The organism is Pseudomonas sp. NPDC087598, assembly GCF_044743525.1.
In the GTDB taxonomy this organism is placed as follows: domain Bacteria; phylum Pseudomonadota; class Gammaproteobacteria; order Pseudomonadales; family Pseudomonadaceae; genus Aquipseudomonas.
In genome coordinates, this window is record NZ_JBIUWQ010000064.1 from 17334 (window position 1) to 34994 (window position 17661).

Here is a 17661-nt window from a genome sequence, read left to right on the forward strand (position 1 = left end):
GGGCGGCGCCCGCGAAGCCCCGCCACGGCCTCGGCCATCCGAAATCTGCCGATTTCACGGAGCAAACACACATGAGTTCCTCACCCGATCTCGCCGCAACCGTCGCCGACAGCGATGCCGAACAACTGCGCAAACTGGGCTACACCTCCAACTTCAACCGCAGCATGAGCCTGTGGGAAAACTTCGCTTTAGGCTTCACCTATCTGTCACCGGTCGTAGGGGTTTATACCCTCTTCGGCCTGTGCCTCGCCGCTGGCGGGCCACCGATGTTCTGGGCCTATTTGCTGGTCGGTTGCGGCCAGTTGCTGGTGTGCCTGATCTTCGGCGAAGTGGTTTCGCAGTTCCCGATTTCCGGCGGCGTTTACCCTTGGGCGCGTCGTTTGGTGGGCAAGAAGTGGGCGTGGATGGTCGGCTGGATCTACTCCATCGCCCTCTGCGTCACCATCGCTGCAGTCGCCGTCGGCGCAGGTCCGTACCTAGCCGCGATGCTCGGTTTTGAACCGAGCAACAACACCAACATCGTCATCGCCCTGGTGCTGACTCTGTTCGCCACGCTGGTCAACCTCAGCGGCACCAAAGTGTTGGCGCGCATCGCCATGTTCGGCTTTCTCTGCGAACTGGTGGGCGCAGTGATCGTCGGCGTTTACCTGCTGGTGTTCGAACGTCACCAACCGCTGAGCGTGCTGTTCAACACCTTCGAAATCAGCGTCGACGGCTCGTATCTGCCGGCGTTCCTCACTGCGTCATTGGCGGGGATGTTCCTCTACTACGGTTTCGAGGCTTGCGGTGATGTCGCCGAAGAAACCCCGAACCCGAGCGCGAAAATCCCGGTGGCCATGCGCATGACCATCTACATCGGCGGCATCGCGGCGATGTTTGCCTGCCTGGCGCTGATCCTCGCCGTACCGGACATGCAAGCGGTGATCAACGGCACCGACAAAGACCCGGTCACCACCATCCTCAACAATGCGTTCGGCCCGATCGGCTCGAAAGTGGTGATGGGCGTAGTGATGATTTCCTTCATCTCCTGCGTCATCAGCCTACAAGCAGCGGCGAGCCGTCTGCTGTATTCCTACGCTCGCGACGAAATGGTCATCGGCAGCCGACTGCTGAAGAAGATTTCTCCTACCACCCAAGTGCCAGTTGCCGCACTGTTCGTGTCCGGCGTCCTGCCGGCCCTGATCATCGCCCTCGGTTTCTTCCTGCAAGACGCCGTCGCTACGATCGTCAGCTTCGCCGCCATCGGCATCTACCTCGCGTTCCAGATGATCGTCCTGGCCGCGCTGTACGCCCGCAGCAAAGGCTGGAAACCAAGCGGCAAGTTCACCCTCGGCGCGTGGGGCTGGCCGGTGAACATCGGCGCGCTGGTGTATGGCGTTGGCGCAATCATCAACATGGCCTGGCCACGTACGCCGGATGCGGCTTGGTATGTGAACTATGCGATGGTATTGAGCACAGCGATCGTGATTGGCTTGGGGCTGGTTTATATGTGGATTGGCAAGCCGTATGACCATGGCAAGGCCCCGGCTGGGGATGCCTGGAAAGTGAGTCGCTAAGGGCGTTTGATCCCGGCACCGACAAGGTGCCGGGGTTCAGGAAGGCCGAGAAAAACCATCAAAAAGAAAGCTCTGCCTGATCGTGCTTCAACAAGGAAATACGGTCGAACAGTTTGATTTTTTCGTTGGCTTTTTGCTTGGCGTGATCGGACATGAATGCAATCAATTCTTCGAGCTGACTGACGTCTCCGACCACTTTGAATTCCTTTTCCTTGTTGACGAAAACAAGCGACTTCTTCTTTCTCGACAACAGTTCTATAACGTTGCTGAGCGTGCCGGTGCTCTTTGCATCCCAGATCATCAAGCCGTAGTCGGCTGCTTCGGCCATGACAACGTCTTTCTCGGTGAAGAAAGCTCTCGACCCTTTGGAGTGTTTGGATTCCACTGTTCTGGCGGGCCATTTCCCAAGGTTATTCCTCGGTGCCGAACCGCTGCAGAACACCGTGGTTCTGGATCGTTCGAGACTCAGCAGGTACTCCTGAATAGAGGTATCGGCGCCACCCGCATCCCCCACCACCACCTCGAACTCAGACGCCACAATATTATTGATGCGCTCTTTAACCTTGGGATCAAGGTTCTTGATGTTGATAGAGCCGGCAATAAATACAGTCGTCATTGAGTTCACTTCCAAGTTAGCGCTGCGACGTAAATTTTCCCTACCTTCGGATATTTACGCAAAACAGCGCAGGCCGCGTCCATCGACGCCCCGCTATCAAACAAATCATCTACAACCAAAACATTCCAGCATCCATCGGTGGTGATTTCATCATTGACGCTGAAACTTTCGCCAATCGCGGCAACCTTGTCGGCTTTGGAATGTAAATCCTTGAGCGACTTTCCCGTGGTCGCTTTTCGAAGCAAATCCGAGAAAACCGGCCGACCGATAATTCGTCCCAACGCTTGGGCAACTTCAGTCACCGGTTGTCGCTGACGAATATTTGAAGCAGGCATAGGCACTACAAACCCGACCTGATTCAATTTTGGGAACACATTTGTCGCTACCGCCTGGGCAAGTGGGCTGACCTGAGTCCAATCCTTTTGGTATTTGAGCTGGTAGGTCGCCTCGCCAATCTCGGTGCGCTGATTATCGAAGCATGGGTGTCCGCGATCATCGTTGCCAAGAAAGGTACTACTTACCATGTGTTTGTCCAGCACCCAGCCCTGATCCCAAGGGCCGTTGATCTGCTTGAGAGACACCTTCATTGAATTCTCCTTTATTCATAACAATCCTTTCAGCCCTGAAACCAAGGGCCGAGCATCTGCAGCGATGCGCAAGATTCAAACAAATAACGGAAAAAACACTGGTTAGGGGTGGTCTCGCTGGGGTCAATGCAAAAACAGGCATTTCCTACAGAGAAGGCCCTCAGTGATAAATCCTCTTTCCTACAGAAGGTATCGACAGAGCCGACTTGGCGTCTTGGGTGGCTAGCCGATAGGCTTTCTCTCGGCGGCGAAATCAGCGGCCCGGTGTCGGAGCCGGAATAAATATCAACACGGCGTGACCGCACTCATTTGAGTGGCGGCTCTATTCTCAAAATTGGAGTCGACAAATGCCTAACCACGTACAAATTCCTTCTGAAAGCTCCGCTTTCTTCACCCCCACCGTCTTCACCCGCCACAACCGCTTTCTCCACGCCTTCATGCAAGACCACGAAGCCTGGTTCTGTGTTCAGGATCTCGGTCGCTTGATGGGCTATCCGCTGAACGAACGCCTCACCCTGAAACTCGATACCGACCAGCGTCGCAATGTGCTTTTGCGCAAGGACGGCGAAATCGTCAACTGCGCGATGGTCAGCGAGTCCGGCCTGTTCGCCCTGCTCGTCCATCACTTCGTTCCGGAAAACCGCAATCTGCGCCAATGGCTGAGCCATGAGGTGATTCCGCTGTTGCGCGAAACCAGCGCGGTATCTATGGAGAACTGCCCGAGCCTGAGTTCGGTGAACTGGGCTGGCGTCACTGTGCCGCTGCTGCACTGGCAGCAACAGGCGTGGGTCAAATGGCGTGACGTGCCGGAGTTGATGCACGGCCAGCAGCCGTATCCGGTGCTCGGAACCTGTAGCTGAAGCCCATCTAACAAAAAACCTGTGGCGAGGGAGCTTGCTCCCGCTGGGTCGCGCAGCGGCCCCTCTTCAAAAAGCAGGGGACTGCTGCGCAGTCCAGCGGGAGCAAGCTCCCTCGCCACAGGTCCAGCGTTTAAACCTCTAGACGAGTTGTTTTGCAGATGAGATTGCCAATCACTGAAATGCCCCACGCTCTGGAAGTTATCCCAAGCGATGAGTTCTTCGCAGAGTGTTACCTAAAGCAAATCAGCGTAGCCATACGCCAGGAAGCAATAAAAGTCGGCATCGCTGATGCCGACGCAGGCAAGTTGATTGACTTGGCGACCGTAAAAGCCAAATGGCTTTCACGATCACAATCCCGGCGTTAAAACCGCGAAACACTCCGCATCGCATCCACCAGATACCTCATCGCAATCCGGTCGCTCTCCGAAAGCTCTCGATAACGCTCCACCAGCTTCAGCTCATCAGAGCTGAGCCGTCGTCTTTTGCGACCACTGCCGAGGCAGGGAAAGATGCCCAACATGTCGGTGATGCCTTGTATTTTTGCCATGGACGATGTCCTTCTCTAATACGTCAAAGAACTGCTGAACCACCACATCGCCCTGCCCCTTTCAGCAGTGTCGTGTGCCCCACCGGTCTTGGGATTCGCGACCGGTCATGCGCATAGAATAGGAATTAAATCGGCGCTGAAAAGGGTTGTTTAGAGTAATTAGTCGAAAAAAGCAGATATGCCGTGTAAATCAGAAATCGCTGTCGGAAAAAATACTGACATGTCTTGTTTCATTGCCAGATCGAGCCTCGTAATCAATCATTTCTGCTCGACAATCGAACGGTTTAAGCTAGCCGGCATCTGTTTATAGTCCGTTGCGTTTGGCCGAAGGCTTGTCCGAACCGTTATTTCTGATCCAGCACGTGCCAGGAAAGGCGCGGGATTGCACACGACAGGTTGTATTTATGCACCGCAGGAATTTGCTCAAAGCGTCCATGGCCATTGCGGCTTACACCGGTCTGTCGGCCACCGGCCTGCTGGCCAGCCGTGCCTGGGCTGCCAATGGTGGCGCGGCTGATGGCGAGGCGCAGGCCTTTGACTTCGAAGCGCTGAAGCGTCAGGCCAAGCAGTTGGCCGGCAGTGGCTATCAGGACACCAAGCAGGTGTTGCCGCCGACGCTGGCGACCATGACCCCGCAGAATTTCAATGCGATCCGCTACGACGGCGAGCATTCGTTGTGGAGGGAGAACAAGGGTCAGCTCGATGTGCAGTTCTTCCACGTCGGCATGGGCTTCCGTCAGCCGGTGCGCATGTACAGCGTCGATGCCAAGACCCGTACCGCCCGCGAGGTGCATTTCCGTCCGGCGCTGTTCAACTATGAGAACACCTCGGTCGACACCCAGCAGCTCAAGGGCGACCTGGGTTTTGCCGGCTTCAAGCTGTTCAAGGCGCCGGAACTGGATCGGCATGACGTGCTGTCCTTCCTCGGCGCCAGCTATTTCCGTGCAGTAGACGCGACTGGCCAATATGGCCTCTCCGCGCGCGGTCTGGCGATCGACACTTACGCGAAGAAACGCGAAGAATTCCCCGATTTCACCAAGTTCTGGTTCGAGACGCCGGATCAAAACGCCACGCGGTTTGTGGTGTACGCCCTGCTCGACTCGCCGAGCGCCACTGGTGCGTATCGCTTCGACATCGATTGCCAGGCCGAGCGCGTGGTGATGGAAGTCGACGCGCACATCAATGCGCGTACCGCCATTGAACAACTCGGTATCTCGCCGATGACCAGCATGTTCAGTTGCGGCACCCACGAACGCCGCATGTGCGACACCATTCACCCGCAAATCCATGACTCGGATCGTCTGGCGATGTGGCGCGGTAACGGCGAGTGGATCTGCCGTCCGCTGAACAACCCGGCGACCCTGCAGTTCAACGCGTTTGCCGATACCGATCCAAAGGGTTTCGGTCTGGTGCAGACCGATCATGAGTTTGCCAACTACCAGGACACCGTCGACTGGTACAGCAAACGCCCGAGCCTGTGGGTAGAACCTACAACCGCATGGGGCGAAGGCTCTATCGATCTGCTGGAAATTCCTACAACCGGCGAGACCCTCGATAACATCGTGGCGTTCTGGACACCGAAAAAACCGGTGGCTGCCGGGGATTCGCTGAACTACGGCTACAAGCTGTACTGGAGCGCATTGCCGCCAGTGAGTACGCCGTTGGCGCGGGTGCATGCTACGCGCTCGGGCATGGGCGGCTTCGTCGAAGGCTGGGCACCGGGCGAGCATTATCCGCCGGTGTGGGCGCGTCGTTTTGCCGTGGACTTCACGGGTGGCGGCCTGGATCGTCTGCCACAGGGCACCGGAATTGAGCCGGTAGTGACGTGCTCGAACGGCAAGGTGCAGGACTTCAGCGTGCTGGTACTGGATGACATCAAGGGTTACCGGATCCTGTTTGACTGGTACCCGACCAGTGACAGCGTCGAGCCGGTGGAACTGCGTTTGTTTATCCGCACCAATGACCGCACGCTGAGCGAGACCTGGTTGTACCAGTACTTCCCGCCGGCGCCGGACAAGCGTAAGTACCCTTGATGGTTCTCTAGCGCTTGGGCGGGCCTCTTCGCGAGCAGGCTCGCTCCCACAGTTGATCTCGGCCGACCACAAAAGTCATGACTGGCATTGATCCAATGTGGGAGCGAGCCTGCTCGCGAAGGCGGCCCAGGCAAAACAACATTCACCAGACAAAACAAAGCCCCGGCCATCACTGACCGGGGCTTTTTGCTTTTCAGCGGTTCACTTAATCGCGCAAATCAGACTCATGAATCGGCTGATCCCGATGGGTCGCACGCTGATACTGCGCCGGCCACACCGCTTTGCGGCCGCCCAGATCATCATCGGCGTGCAGCGGCCAGTAAGGATCACGCAGCAGTTCACGGGCGAGGAAGATGATATCGGCCTGACAGGTGCGCAGAATATGCTCGGCTTGCGCAGGTTCGGTAATCATGCCGACAGTGCCGGTGGCGATGCCTGACTCCTTGCGCACTCGCTCGGCGAAACGCGTCTGGTAGCCCGGCCCGACAGGAATCTCTGCATTGGCTGCTGTGCCGCCCGAAGAAACGTCGATCAGATCCACGCCAAGGGTGCGCAAGCGTCGCGCCAGCTCTACGGTTTCATCAGGATTCCAGCCGTCTTCGACCCAGTCAGTGGCCGACACGCGGACAAACACCGGCAATTCCTCCGGCCAGACAGCGCGGACCGCTTCGGTGACTTGCAGCACCAGACGAATACGGTTTTCAAATGAACCACCGTACTGATCGCGGCGTTGATTGCTCAGCGGCGAGAGAAACTGATGCAGCAGATAACCGTGCGCCGCATGAACTTCAACCACACTGAACCCCGCCGTCAGCGCGCGTTTTGCGGCATCGACAAACGCCTGAATGACCTCGGCGATCTGCCCTTCATCGAGCTGTTTCGGTTGTGTGTGTTGCGGGTCGAAGGCAATTGGCGACGGCCCGACCGGTGTCCAGCCGCCGTCATCCGGTTTGACGCTGCCATGTTTGCCGATCCATGGCCGATGGGTGCTGGCCTTGCGCCCGGCATGGGCCAGCTGAATGCCGGCGACAGCGCCCTGAGAGGTGATGAAACGGGTGATGCGTTGCAGCGGTTCGATCTGGTCGTCGTTCCACAGGCCGAGGTCTTCGGCGGTGATCCGCCCGTCGGCCGTGACGGCCGTGGCCTCGGTGAAAACCAGCCCGGCACCGCCCACTGCACGGCTGCCGAGGTGCACCAGATGCCAGTCGTTGGCCAGACCGTCGACGCTGGAGTATTGGCACATCGGGGAGACGGCGATGCGGTTGGGCAGGGTCAGTTGGCGCAGGTTAAAGGGTTCAAGCAGCAGACTCATGGGGCACCTCTCAAATCAGTGGGCAGGCTCCAGGGTTCTGTTTGAAAAGTCGACGAGTGACAGGAAAAGGTACAGCACCCGCCCCCGCGGGCAAAAAATTCGACAAGACGTCACAAGGCCAATCAAGCAGTGCTTAGAGCCTAGTCGACAACCGGAGATGAGGGAGGGTTCAGAGTGATTCAGTGTGTGAAAGGGTGCTTTCGCGAGCAGGCTCGCTCCCACATTTTGGAATGCATATCCCTGTGGGAGCGAGCCTGCTCGCGAATGGCGTCAACGTGGTTCGATGTGGGCAATCATCAATTGTACGGTCTCGTTGCCACGGAACTCGTTCACATCAAGTTTGTAGGCCAGTTCAACCCACTGAATGGTCGGATTCGGCCAGACCTCGCGGTCGATACCGAACGCAATACCGTCGAGCTTCACTGACCCGCACTCGCTTTTCAGCACCACTTTCAGGTGCCGTTCGCCCACGACCCGCTGCTCAACCAACTGGAACACACCGTGAAACAGCGGCTCAGGGAAGTGTTGTCCCCAAGGTCCGGCATGGCGCAGGGCGCGGGCCAGTTCGAGGTGAAACTCCTCAACCGCCAGCGTGCCATCCGAGAGTAAACGCCCGGTCAGGTCTTCTTCGCGAAGTTGCCTACGCACTTCAGCGTCGAATGCTTCGGCAAACAGCGGAAAATTCTCCTGCGGCAAGGTCAGACCCGCCGCCATTGCATGGCCGCCGTACTTGCTGATCAGCTCCGGATGCTGCGCCGCCACCACGCTCAAGGCATCGCGAATATGAAAGCCCTGAACCGAGCGCCCCGAGCCCTTGAGCAGGCCGTCGCCAGCATCGGCAAAGGCAATGGTCGGGCGGAAATAACGCTCTTTCATCCGCGAGGCGAGGATACCGATAACGCCCTGGTGCCACTCAGGATCGAACAGGCACAGGCCAAACGGCATCGATTCGACCGGCAAGTCCTTGAGCTGCGCCAGCGCTTCACGCTGCATGCCCTGCTCGATGGATTTGCGATCCTGGTTCATGCCGTCCAGTTGCGCGGCCATCTCCCGGGCCAGATTGGCGTCGGCAGTGAGCAGGCATTCGATGCCGAGGCTCATGTCATCCAGACGCCCGGCGGCGTTCAGACGTGGTCCGACGATAAAACCCAGATCCGTGGAGGTAATACGCGCAGCGTCACGCTTGGCGACTTCGAGGATCGCCTTGATCCCCGGTCGCGCGCGCCCGGCACGAATCCGTTCCAGGCCTTGATGCACCAGAATCCGGTTGTTGGCGTCCAATGGCACCACGTCGGCGACGCTGCCCAGTGCCACCAGATCCAGCAGTTCGCCGATATTCGGCTGCGGCTTGTTCTCGTACCAACCGAGGCTGCGCAGGCGTGCACGCAAGGCCATCAACACATAGAAAATCACCCCGACCCCGGCCAGCGCCTTGCTCGGGAATTCGCAACCCGGCTGATTCGGATTGACCAGCGCATCTGCCAGCGGCAGTTCGTCGCCGGGCAAGTGGTGGTCAGTAATCAGCACTTTCAGCCCATGACGCTTGGCGGCGGCGACGCCTTCGACGCTGGAGATACCGTTGTCGACCGTGATCAGCAACTGCGGCTCACGGGTCATGGCGACTTCGACGATTTCCGGGGTCAGGCCGTAGCCGTATTCGAAGCGGTTGGGTACCAGATAATCGACGTGCGCCGCGCCCAGCAGGCGCAGGCCGAGCATGCCGACGGTGCTGGCGGTCGCGCCGTCCGCATCGAAGTCGCCGACGATCAGGATGCGCTGACGCTGTTCCAGCGCCGTCACCAACAGGTCTACTGCGGCATCGATACCTTTAAGCTGCTGGAACGGGATCAAGCGAGCCAGGCTTTTGTCCAGTTCTGCCTCCGACTGCACGCCCCGCGCCGCGTACAAACGGGTCAACAGCGGCGGCAGATCACCGAGAAATGGCAGAGTGGCAGGCAGTTGGCGAGGTTCGATGCGCATGAGGTGACGGAGACTTCTCTTGAATACGTAGGATTAATCAGCAGTGGCGCGGATCAGCCGCGCTCGCCTTGCAGCCATTGCAACTGGACTTCGTGCTGACCACGGTCGTCGGTGACGAAGATTGTCCCTTCGCTGATCATCACGTCCCACTTGATGACGCGGGGCATGTCCTTGGCCAGGGTTTCCAGCACTTCTTGCGGAACCGCGGCGATGTTGACGTTTTTCAGGTTCTTGATCGCCGGGATCACTTTGGTTTCCCAAACGCGCAGGCTGCCGTAGGCCAGCAGGCTGGTGCGTTCGGTGCGGCGCGAGCACCAGGTCAGGCGATCGGCGTCCGGCTGGCCGACTTCGATCCAGTGCAGGACACGGTCGTCCAGACTCTTTTCCCACAGCGCAGGTTCATCCACATCCGACAGACCACGGCCAAACGACAACTGCTCGTTGTACCAGAGGGCGTAGGCCAGCAGTCGCACGGTCATGCGTTCTTCGGTCTCCGAAGGATGACGGGCGATCGTCTGCTTAACGCTCTCGTAGACACTGCGGTCGAGGTCGGTGAGGTTCAGTTCGAATTTATAGGTAGTGGACGGCTGGGCCATGAACGGGCTTCTTGATACGAGGAAAGTCGGCAAGTCTAACCGATGCGGTAGGCAATCATCGAATTGATGGCGATCAACCTTGGGCGCCTGACAGCCGGCTATGTTAAAACGCTGTATCCGCTCAGCCTTGTCCTACAGGATTCAGTATGCCGTTCGCCAATAAGCCGCTCAGCGGTGTGAAAGTCATTGAATTGGGTACGTTGATTGCCGGGCCGTTTGCCTCGCGCATTTGCGGCGAGTTCGGTGCCGAAGTGATCAAGATCGAATCGCCGGACGGCGGTGACCCACTGCGCAAGTGGCGCAAATTGTACGAAGGCACCTCCTTGTGGTGGTTCGTTCAGGCACGCAACAAAAAGTCGCTGACGCTGAATCTCAAGCATCCCGATGGTTTGGCCATCCTGAAAAAGCTGCTTAGTGAGGCCGACATCCTCATCGAAAACTTCCGCCCCGGTGTGCTGGAGAAACTCGGCCTGAGCTGGGAAACCCTGCACGCCTTGAACCCGAAACTGGTGATGGTGCGTCTATCCGGTTTCGGCCAGACCGGGCCAATGAAAGATCAGCCAGGCTTCGGTGCAGTCGGCGAATCCATGGGCGGCCTGCGCTACATCACCGGTTTCGAAGATCGGCCACCGGTGCGCACGGGGATTTCCATCGGCGATTCGATTGCCGCGCTGTGGGGCGTGATCGGCGCATTGATGGCGCTGCGTCACCGCGAGGTCAACGGCGGCGTGGGCCAAGTGGTCGACGTGGCATTGTATGAAGCGATTTTCGCGATGATGGAAAGCATGGTCCCGGAGTTCGATGTGTTCGGGTTCATCCGCGAACGCACCGGCAACATCATGCCCGGCATCACGCCCTCTTCTATTCACACCAGCACCGACGGCAAGCACGTGCAGATCGGCGCCAATGGCGATGCGATTTTCAAACGTTTCATGCTGGTGATCGGTCGTGAAGACTTGGCCAACGACCCGACGCTGGCCAGTAACGACGGGCGTGACGTGCGCCGTGACGAGCTGTATGGCGTGATTGATCGCTGGGTCAATTCGCTGCCGCTGCAGACCGTGCTCGACCTGCTCAATCAAGCCGACGTACCGGTCAGTCGGATCTTCAGCGCCGAGGACATGTTCAGCGATCCACAATACCTGGCCCGGGAAATGTTCCTGCACGCCAAGCTGCCCGACGGCAAACCCTTCAAGATGCCGGGCATCGTGCCGAAACTCTCTGAGACGCCAGGCTCGTCCGAATGGGTCGGACCGCAGCTCGGTGAACACAATGCGCAGGTACTCCACGATCTTGGCTACGACGAACAGCAGATCGCTCGACTGCGCGAAGACGGAGCCATTTGAGCTGAAACGCCAGCCAACATCGAACACTCACCGCGCCCACCACTGGTGGACGTGGCGGCTGTTCGGCTTATTGTTTCTGCTGGCCCTGCCGGCAGGGGCGCAGGCCAAACCGACACTGATCTGGTTGCTGCGCGACCTGCCGCCCCTAACGATTTACGAAGGCCCGAAAAAGGGCCAGGGCGTGATCGATCAACTGATGCCGATGCTGATCGCCGGCATGCCACAATACGAACACACGCTGATGCGGGTCAATCGCGCGCGTGGTTTGCAGATGCTTCACGAAAACCCTTTTGCCTGCGACCCGGCGCTGTTGTGGAACAAGCAGCGAGCGCAATGGGTGGCGTATTCGATTCCGGCGATTCGCGCCGTGAGCAACGGCTTGGTGGTTCGGCAACAGGATCGTGCCGTGCTCAAACCCTATCTGCTAAATGGCGAGGTCGATCTGTCTGCACTGCTGGCCAGTGGCGACGGGAAAGTCGGCGTTGTCGCCGAACGCAGTTATGGCGAATTCGTCGACGAAATTTTGCATCAGGCACCCGGCGGCGCACTGACGCCTCACTACGGTAATGATGCGTTGACCAATCTGCTGTCGATGCAGCATCTGGGCCGATTACAGGTGGTCTTGGGCTACTGGCCGGAGATTCGCTATCAGGCGAAGCAGGCGCAGATTGACGAGAATGATCTGGAGTTTTACGCAATCCAGGGCACGGGAAAATATCTCTCGGGCTACGTTGGCTGCTCTGACACCACACTTGGTCGTCAGGCTATCGTCGAGATCAACAATCTGCTGCGCACCCTGCCTCACGAACACTTGAATCAGCTATACGCCGCGTGGCTGGACCCTGAGCGACAAGCCGATTATCTGCAGGAAGCCCGTGACTTTTTTGAGCATCAAGCCGCGCAATAGGCAAACGCCGGACAAAAGAAACCCCGAGAAGTGGGGAGACGACTCGGGGTTAAACGTGGCCTACCTAAAGACCCGTAGCAGCAAGCGACAAGCACCGGAGCACAATGCTTGATCCTGCTGTTAATGGGTCTGACTGACAGGGATGCAGGAAGGTTCCCACAAAAAATATTTCATTTTCAGAGCGCCGGACGCTTGTCCAGGGCCGCATTGCGCAATGCCGCGATGACACAGGGCTCCAGTCGCCCTTCGGCGATCAGGACGTCTCGGTGCAAGCCATCAACGACATCGGTCAACTGACGCTTGTCGGTCAGTTGCGCCTGATTGAATTCGCGTTCCACCACAATTGCACCGCTGCTGTTCTTCAAGGTCACCAGGCATTCACCGTGTGCGCCGCGTGGAGACAACGAAACCTGATACGGGCTCAGAGCCTCACCGAGCAATAGACTGATACTTTCCATCTCGATCTCCACTCAATCGTCCGAAAACATTGTGTCTGGGGCATGTCCACAGTAAATGACCACCGGCCCGAGAAGAAAGTTCTGCATCATCCCGGCCGCAAGCACTGGAGTGTCACCGGTCTGTCAGAGCATGCACCGCGAAGATGACAGAAAAATAACCGTGCACTTCACGCCTCGACGGGCTGCAAAGGGGCGATCAGATAGCTGTCCAGCAGCCCTCGCATCAGCACCGCCGAAACCGGCGATTGCAGGCGCCCCAGCAGCCGCAGCCCTTGCTCGCAAAGCAGCGGTTCGAGATCGTTCAGCAGACTCGGCGCCACCGTCCCCAGCAGAATCAGCGCTCGCGCTTCACGCTGCAGCGCCAGATGCCGGATCAGGGCGAGGCCGTCACCGCCCTTGAGTTGCGGATCGCAAATGGCAATATCGACCGCGCCGCGATGCCCCAGTGAACATAAAGCCGCTGGCAGCGATGGCGCGGTCAGGACGTCATAGATACCAATGGCATTGAGCATTTGATGCAATGCCATCAACTGAAACGGATTGGGTTCAAGAATCAGGACTTTAAGCGAGCGCATGGGCGACCTCTGAAACGACAATCGCGGACTCTCACCGCAGTTGCCGATCACTGTAGGGCAGCCGTCTTAAGCCTCCCATCGGAAAAGTAGCCGCGTCTTATAGGACATTTCCCAACTTCAATGCAGACAACGGCAGCCACTCTCCGTCCGACGCTGAGTAATGTCCGTCCAGCCCCCCAGTAGTCCGCGCAATTTACCGTCGACACTGTAGAACGGCACCGTCCATTGGTAGACCTCGCGCGGGCCACTCTTGAACTGCAACTGCCGCTTAATGAAGCGCGAGGTGCGCGTGCGCAACTGCACCATGAATTCTTCATGCAGCATCACGGCCGTGGCCTCGGGCAGCGCATCGATCTCGATCAGCAACCGCCCCTGCACTTGATCCTGGCGAACCGAAAGCGCCTCCTCATAACTGCGGTTGCACATGATCAGGCGCCCTTGCAAATCCCGGACGAATACCGGGTCGGGCATGGAGTCGATCAGCGCGTGCTGAAAGGCCAATTGATCGCCGAGGTTCTGCTCGGCAGCCCCGCGCTGCTTGATCACTGCGGCCAGGCGACGATTCCACACCAGCGACAGCAGGCCGAACACACCAAGGACTACCAATGCCCAATAGCCCCAACCAACCAGCCGTTGCCAGGCCGAAGGCACAGGAGGCGGTGAGATGCCCTCCAGCCATTTCAGGCGAATGGCGCGTAGCTCGGCAGCGGGAAACGCCTCCAAAGCCTTGTTGAGAATGCTCAAGAGCTCCGGCATGCCCTTGCGCACCGCCAGATGATCAGCCTCCCACTTGCCTTCCACCAGCCCGCCGACCTTGAGCAACCCCAACGGATAGAGCTGCGCACCGATCTCGTTTTCGATCGTGGCGTAAGCCTCGCCACTCTCGACCAATGCCCGCGCTTCGGCGTAGGTTTTCACCGAGCGAATCTCGATCGACGGGTAATCACGGCGAATCAGATCTTCCAGCGCATGCCGGGCCGGCAGCACCACGACGCGCTTGGTCAGTTGTTCCAGCGACTCTACCGATGGCGCTCCCGCACGCCCGACGAACACCCAGCCTGCGCCGCCAAAGGCATGGCTGAAATCCAGAAACACCTTGCGCTCGTCACTCATCGCCAGCGTAGTGCTGATGTCCGCAGCGCCACTCTCAAGGCGCTCGAGCATGTGATCGGTGGAAAACGATTCATGGTGCACAAACTGCAGGCCGGTCATGGCACTGATTTGCTTGAGCACATCATTGTTCAACCCGCTCCACTGCGCGTGCTCATCCTGAAACAGGTACAGCGGGTACTGCACCGAAGCCACCGTCACCTTCGGGTTATCGCGAATCCATTGACGCTCATGCTCATCGAGTTCGACAGGCTGAACATTGTGTGTCCGGGCATCGTCACGCAGCGCCAGTTGCGCCGCCACACTGCTGCCCATTCCCGTCAGCATTCCCAACACTAACAACCAGCCCAGTGCTGGTTTGAAACCTCTATAAAACAGCATTGCCACATCCTTCGTGATCGACTCACCCGTCCTTCATGGGTGAAAACCCGAGCAGTGTGGCAGCAGAAACAAAAAAGCCCGTCAGGAGACGGGCTTCAAAATGTGACAGCTTTTGCAGGCTTAAAGCGGCTTGCCGCGGTTGCCATGCTGGCTGACAAAGGCTTGCACGGCTTTCAGCTCGTTTGGCAGAACGGTGCAGCGCTCGTTTCGCTCAAACAAATCAGAAAGATGTGCAGGTAGTTCGAGAGCTTTTCCTACACCGGCTTTTTCCACCGCGTCAGGGAATTTCACCGGGTGAGCAGTCCCCAGGATCACCATCGGGATGTCCAGACTACGGCGGCACTCGCGCGCAGCCTTGACGCCGATCGCAGTGTGCGGATCGAGCACTTCGCCGGTTTGCTCGAAAACTTCGGCGATGGTTTCGCAGGTTTGCGCATCGTCCACGGCCAGCGAGTCGAACAATTTGCGCGCTTCAGTCCAGCGCTCTTGCTCGACGCTGAAGCTGCCGTCCTTCTTGAACGAATCCATCAGGCCGGCAATCGCCGCCCCGTTACGACCGTGCAGGTCGAACAGCAGACGTTCGAAGTTCGACGAGACCATGATGTCCATCGACGGCGACAGCGTGGCGTGCAGGGTTTCCTTGACGTACTGATTGCCGCTAATGAAGCGGTGCAGGATGTCGTTGCGGTTGGTGGCGACGATCAACTGGTTGATCGGCAGGCCCATGTTGCGCGCCAGGTAACCGGCGAAGATGTCGCCGAAGTTGCCGGTTGGCACCGAGAACGACACCGAACGTGCCGGGCCGCCCAACTGCAGGGCTGCGTGGAAGTAGTAAACGATCTGGGCCATGATCCGCGCCCAGTTGATCGAGTTCACGGCGACCAGACGCGTGCCTTTGAGGAAGCTCTGGTCGGCGAAGCTCGCCTTGACCATTTCCTGGCAGTCATCGAAGTTGCCTTCGATGGCGATGTTGTGGATGTTCTCGCCGAAAATCGTGGTCATCTGGCGACGCTGCACTTCGGACACACGGTTGTGCGGGTGCAGGATGAAGATGTCGACGTTTTCGCAGTGTTTGCAGCCTTCGATGGCGGCCGAGCCGGTGTCACCGGAGGTGGCGCCGACGATGACCACGCGCTCGCCGCGTTTTTCCAGCACGTAATCAAGCAGGCGACCGAGCAGTTGCAGGGCGAAATCCTTGAACGCCAGGGTCGGGCCGTGGAACAGCTCCAGCACCCATTCGTTGCCGTTCAGTTGACGCAACGGCGCGACGGCGCTGTGCGAGAACACGCCATAGGTTTCTTCGAGGATCTTTTTGAAATCGGCGTCAGGGATGCTGCCGGTGACAAACGGGCGCATAACGCGGAAAGCCAGTTCGTGATACGGCAGGCCGGCCCAGGAAGCGATTTCTTCCTGGGTGAAACGTGGCAGGTTTTCCGGGACGTACAGACCGCCGTCGGTGGCGAGACCGGCCAGCAGGACGTCTTCGAAATTCAGGGCCGGTGCCTGGCCGCGGGTACTGATGTAACGCATGACTGACTCCAATGGAGAGTGTTCACAACAACGGCCCCGTTCACGGGGCCGGTGCAGGACAACAACTTAGTTCAGGTGCTCGACGCGGATCCGTACGACCGGACCATTCACGCCGGCCAGGGCTTCGAGGGCGGCGATGGCATCGTTGATGCGCTGCTCGACCACGCGGTGGGTCAGCAGGATCATTGGCACCAGACCGTCGTGTTCCTCGACTTCCTTCTGCATGATCGACTCGATGTTGATGCCGCGCTCCGAGAGGATGCTCGCCACCTGAGCGAGTACGCCCGGATGGTCCTTGGCCTGAATGCGCAGGTAGTAAGCGCTTTCGCAGGCTTCGATCGGCAGGATCGGATGGGCCGACAGCGAGTCCGGCTGGAAGGCCAGGTGCGGCACACGGTTTTCCGGATCGGAAGTCATGGCGCGAACCACGTCCACCAGGTCGGCGATCACCGACGACGCGGTTGGCTCCATGCCGGCGCCAGCGCCGTAGAACAGCGTCGAACCGGCGGCGTCACCGTTGACCATCACCGCGTTCATCACGCCGTTGACGTTGGCGATCAGACGATCGGCCGGGATCAGCGTCGGGTGTACGCGCAGCTCGATACCGGCAGCGGTGCTGCGGGCCACACCAAGGTGCTTGATTCGATAGCCCAGCGCTTCGGCGTAATTCACGTCGGCGGTGGTCAGCTTGGTGATGCCTTCGGTGTAGGCCTTGTCGAATTGCAGCGGAATGCCGAACGCGATGGAGGCCAGAATCGTCAGCTTGTGCGCCGCGTCGATGCCTTCAACGTCGAAGGTCGGATCGGCTTCGGCGTAACCCAGTGCCTGAGCTTCGACCAGCACGTCTTCAAACGTGCGGCCCTTCTCGCGCATCTCGGTGAGGATGAAGTTACCGGTGCCGTTGATGATCCCGGCCACCCAGTTGATGCGGTTGGCGGACAGGCCTTCGCGGATCGCCTTGATCACCGGAATGCCACCGGCCACTGCCGCTTCGAACGCCACGATCACGCCTTTCTCGCGTGCCTTGGCGAAAATTTCATTACCGTGAACGGCAATCAGAGCCTTGTTCGCGGTGACCACATGCTTGCCATTCTCGATGGCCTTGAGTACCAGCTCGCGGGCAACGGTGTAGCCGCCCATCAGCTCTATGACGATGAGAATTACTTCGAGCCCAGCGACATCGGAAGAGCCCAAGTCTGACGGAAATGCACTCCAGGAGATCTGGTGTTAAGTCTTGGGCTTGGCAATGGGTGGGTGGTGGGGGGGT

Annotated in this window: 15 protein-coding genes and 1 pseudogene; 5 read left to right on the plus strand and 11 right to left on the minus strand. The window is 58.6% G+C overall.

All coding sequences use genetic code 11. From position 1 onward, the window contains the following. Positions 1–71 precede the first annotated feature (71 nt). Complete coding sequence (locus tag ACIOWE_RS25550) at positions 72–1556, plus strand: APC family permease (protein WP_401397276.1); 1485 nt, start codon at positions 72–74, stop codon at positions 1554–1556. A gap of 58 nt (positions 1557–1614) precedes the next feature. On the opposite strand, the gene ACIOWE_RS25555 is transcribed toward ACIOWE_RS25550, so the two are convergent. Further along, the gene (locus ACIOWE_RS25555; protein ID WP_401397279.1) at positions 1615–2172 is read right to left on the minus strand and encodes a hypothetical protein; all 558 of its coding nucleotides are present in this window, start codon (positions 2170–2172) and stop codon (positions 1615–1617) included. A 5-nt stretch (positions 2173–2177) separates the two neighbouring features. Further along, the gene (locus tag ACIOWE_RS25560) at positions 2178–2759 is read right to left on the minus strand and encodes a ComF family protein (RefSeq protein ID WP_401397280.1); all 582 of its coding nucleotides are present in this window, start codon (positions 2757–2759) and stop codon (positions 2178–2180) included. 347 nt (positions 2760–3106) lie between these two features. Here ACIOWE_RS25560 and ACIOWE_RS25565 point away from each other — a divergent pair, with 347 nt between their 5' ends. After that, positions 3107–3619 carry a Bro-N domain-containing protein gene (locus ACIOWE_RS25565; RefSeq protein WP_401397283.1) on the plus strand — a complete coding sequence of 171 codons (513 nt, stop codon included), beginning with the start codon at positions 3107–3109 and terminating at the stop codon, positions 3617–3619. A gap of 361 nt (positions 3620–3980) precedes the next feature. On the opposite strand, the gene ACIOWE_RS25570 is transcribed toward ACIOWE_RS25565, so the two are convergent. Next, a complete protein-coding gene (locus ACIOWE_RS25570; RefSeq protein WP_103306409.1) occupies positions 3981–4166 on the minus strand; it encodes a hypothetical protein in 186 nt (61 codons plus the stop codon). A 404-nt stretch (positions 4167–4570) separates the two neighbouring features. Between ACIOWE_RS25570 and ACIOWE_RS25575 the strand changes: the two genes are divergently transcribed. Beyond that, on the plus strand, positions 4571–6199 hold the full coding sequence (locus tag ACIOWE_RS25575; protein WP_401397284.1) for a glucan biosynthesis protein D: 1629 nt from the start codon (positions 4571–4573) through the stop codon (positions 6197–6199). A gap of 205 nt (positions 6200–6404) precedes the next feature. Here ACIOWE_RS25575 and ACIOWE_RS25580 read toward each other — a convergent pair whose 3' ends face one another. From ACIOWE_RS25580 to ACIOWE_RS25590, 3 genes are all read right to left on the minus strand, one after another. Then, the gene (locus ACIOWE_RS25580; protein WP_401397287.1) at positions 6405–7511 is read right to left on the minus strand and encodes an NADH:flavin oxidoreductase/NADH oxidase; all 1107 of its coding nucleotides are present in this window, start codon (positions 7509–7511) and stop codon (positions 6405–6407) included. Positions 7512–7781: 270 nt separating this feature from the next. Continuing rightward, positions 7782–9491 (minus strand): single-stranded-DNA-specific exonuclease RecJ, encoded by a 1710-nt coding sequence (gene recJ / locus ACIOWE_RS25585; protein ID WP_401397290.1) that lies wholly within the window; start codon positions 9489–9491, stop codon positions 7782–7784. Positions 9492–9544: 53 nt separating this feature from the next. Then, complete coding sequence (locus ACIOWE_RS25590) at positions 9545–10087, minus strand: YaeQ family protein (protein WP_007908961.1); 543 nt, start codon at positions 10085–10087, stop codon at positions 9545–9547. A 146-nt stretch (positions 10088–10233) separates the two neighbouring features. Between ACIOWE_RS25590 and ACIOWE_RS25595 the strand changes: the two genes are divergently transcribed. Both ACIOWE_RS25595 and ACIOWE_RS25600 read left to right on the plus strand, forming a co-directional pair. Next, positions 10234–11433, plus strand: a complete 1200-nt coding sequence (locus tag ACIOWE_RS25595) for a CaiB/BaiF CoA transferase family protein (RefSeq protein ID WP_401397293.1) — start codon at positions 10234–10236, stop codon at positions 11431–11433. Beyond that, positions 11360–12340 carry a TIGR02285 family protein gene (locus tag ACIOWE_RS25600; protein WP_401397295.1) on the plus strand — a complete coding sequence of 327 codons (981 nt, stop codon included), beginning with the start codon at positions 11360–11362 and terminating at the stop codon, positions 12338–12340. The genes ACIOWE_RS25595 and ACIOWE_RS25600 overlap by 74 nt, the downstream gene beginning before the upstream one ends. A 176-nt stretch (positions 12341–12516) precedes the next feature. Here the strand turns inward: ACIOWE_RS25600 and ACIOWE_RS25605 are convergent, their stop codons facing one another. From ACIOWE_RS25605 to ACIOWE_RS25625, 5 genes and pseudogenes are all read right to left on the minus strand, one after another. After that, positions 12517–12798 (minus strand): DUF3509 domain-containing protein, encoded by a 282-nt coding sequence (locus ACIOWE_RS25605; RefSeq protein WP_401397298.1) that lies wholly within the window; start codon positions 12796–12798, stop codon positions 12517–12519. A gap of 167 nt (positions 12799–12965) precedes the next feature. After that, entirely contained in the window at positions 12966–13373 is a 408-nt protein-coding gene (locus ACIOWE_RS25610) for a response regulator (protein ID WP_401397301.1), read from the minus strand. 117 nt (positions 13374–13490) lie between these two features. Continuing rightward, the gene (locus ACIOWE_RS25615; protein ID WP_401397304.1) at positions 13491–14864 is read right to left on the minus strand and encodes a transporter substrate-binding domain-containing protein; all 1374 of its coding nucleotides are present in this window, start codon (positions 14862–14864) and stop codon (positions 13491–13493) included. A gap of 120 nt (positions 14865–14984) precedes the next feature. Then, complete coding sequence (gene thrC / locus ACIOWE_RS25620) at positions 14985–16394, minus strand: threonine synthase (protein WP_401397307.1); 1410 nt, start codon at positions 16392–16394, stop codon at positions 14985–14987. A gap of 66 nt (positions 16395–16460) precedes the next feature. After that, positions 16461–17549, minus strand: a pseudogene (locus tag ACIOWE_RS25625) (homoserine dehydrogenase); the annotation flags it as partial. Positions 17550–17661: the final 112 nt, after the last annotated feature.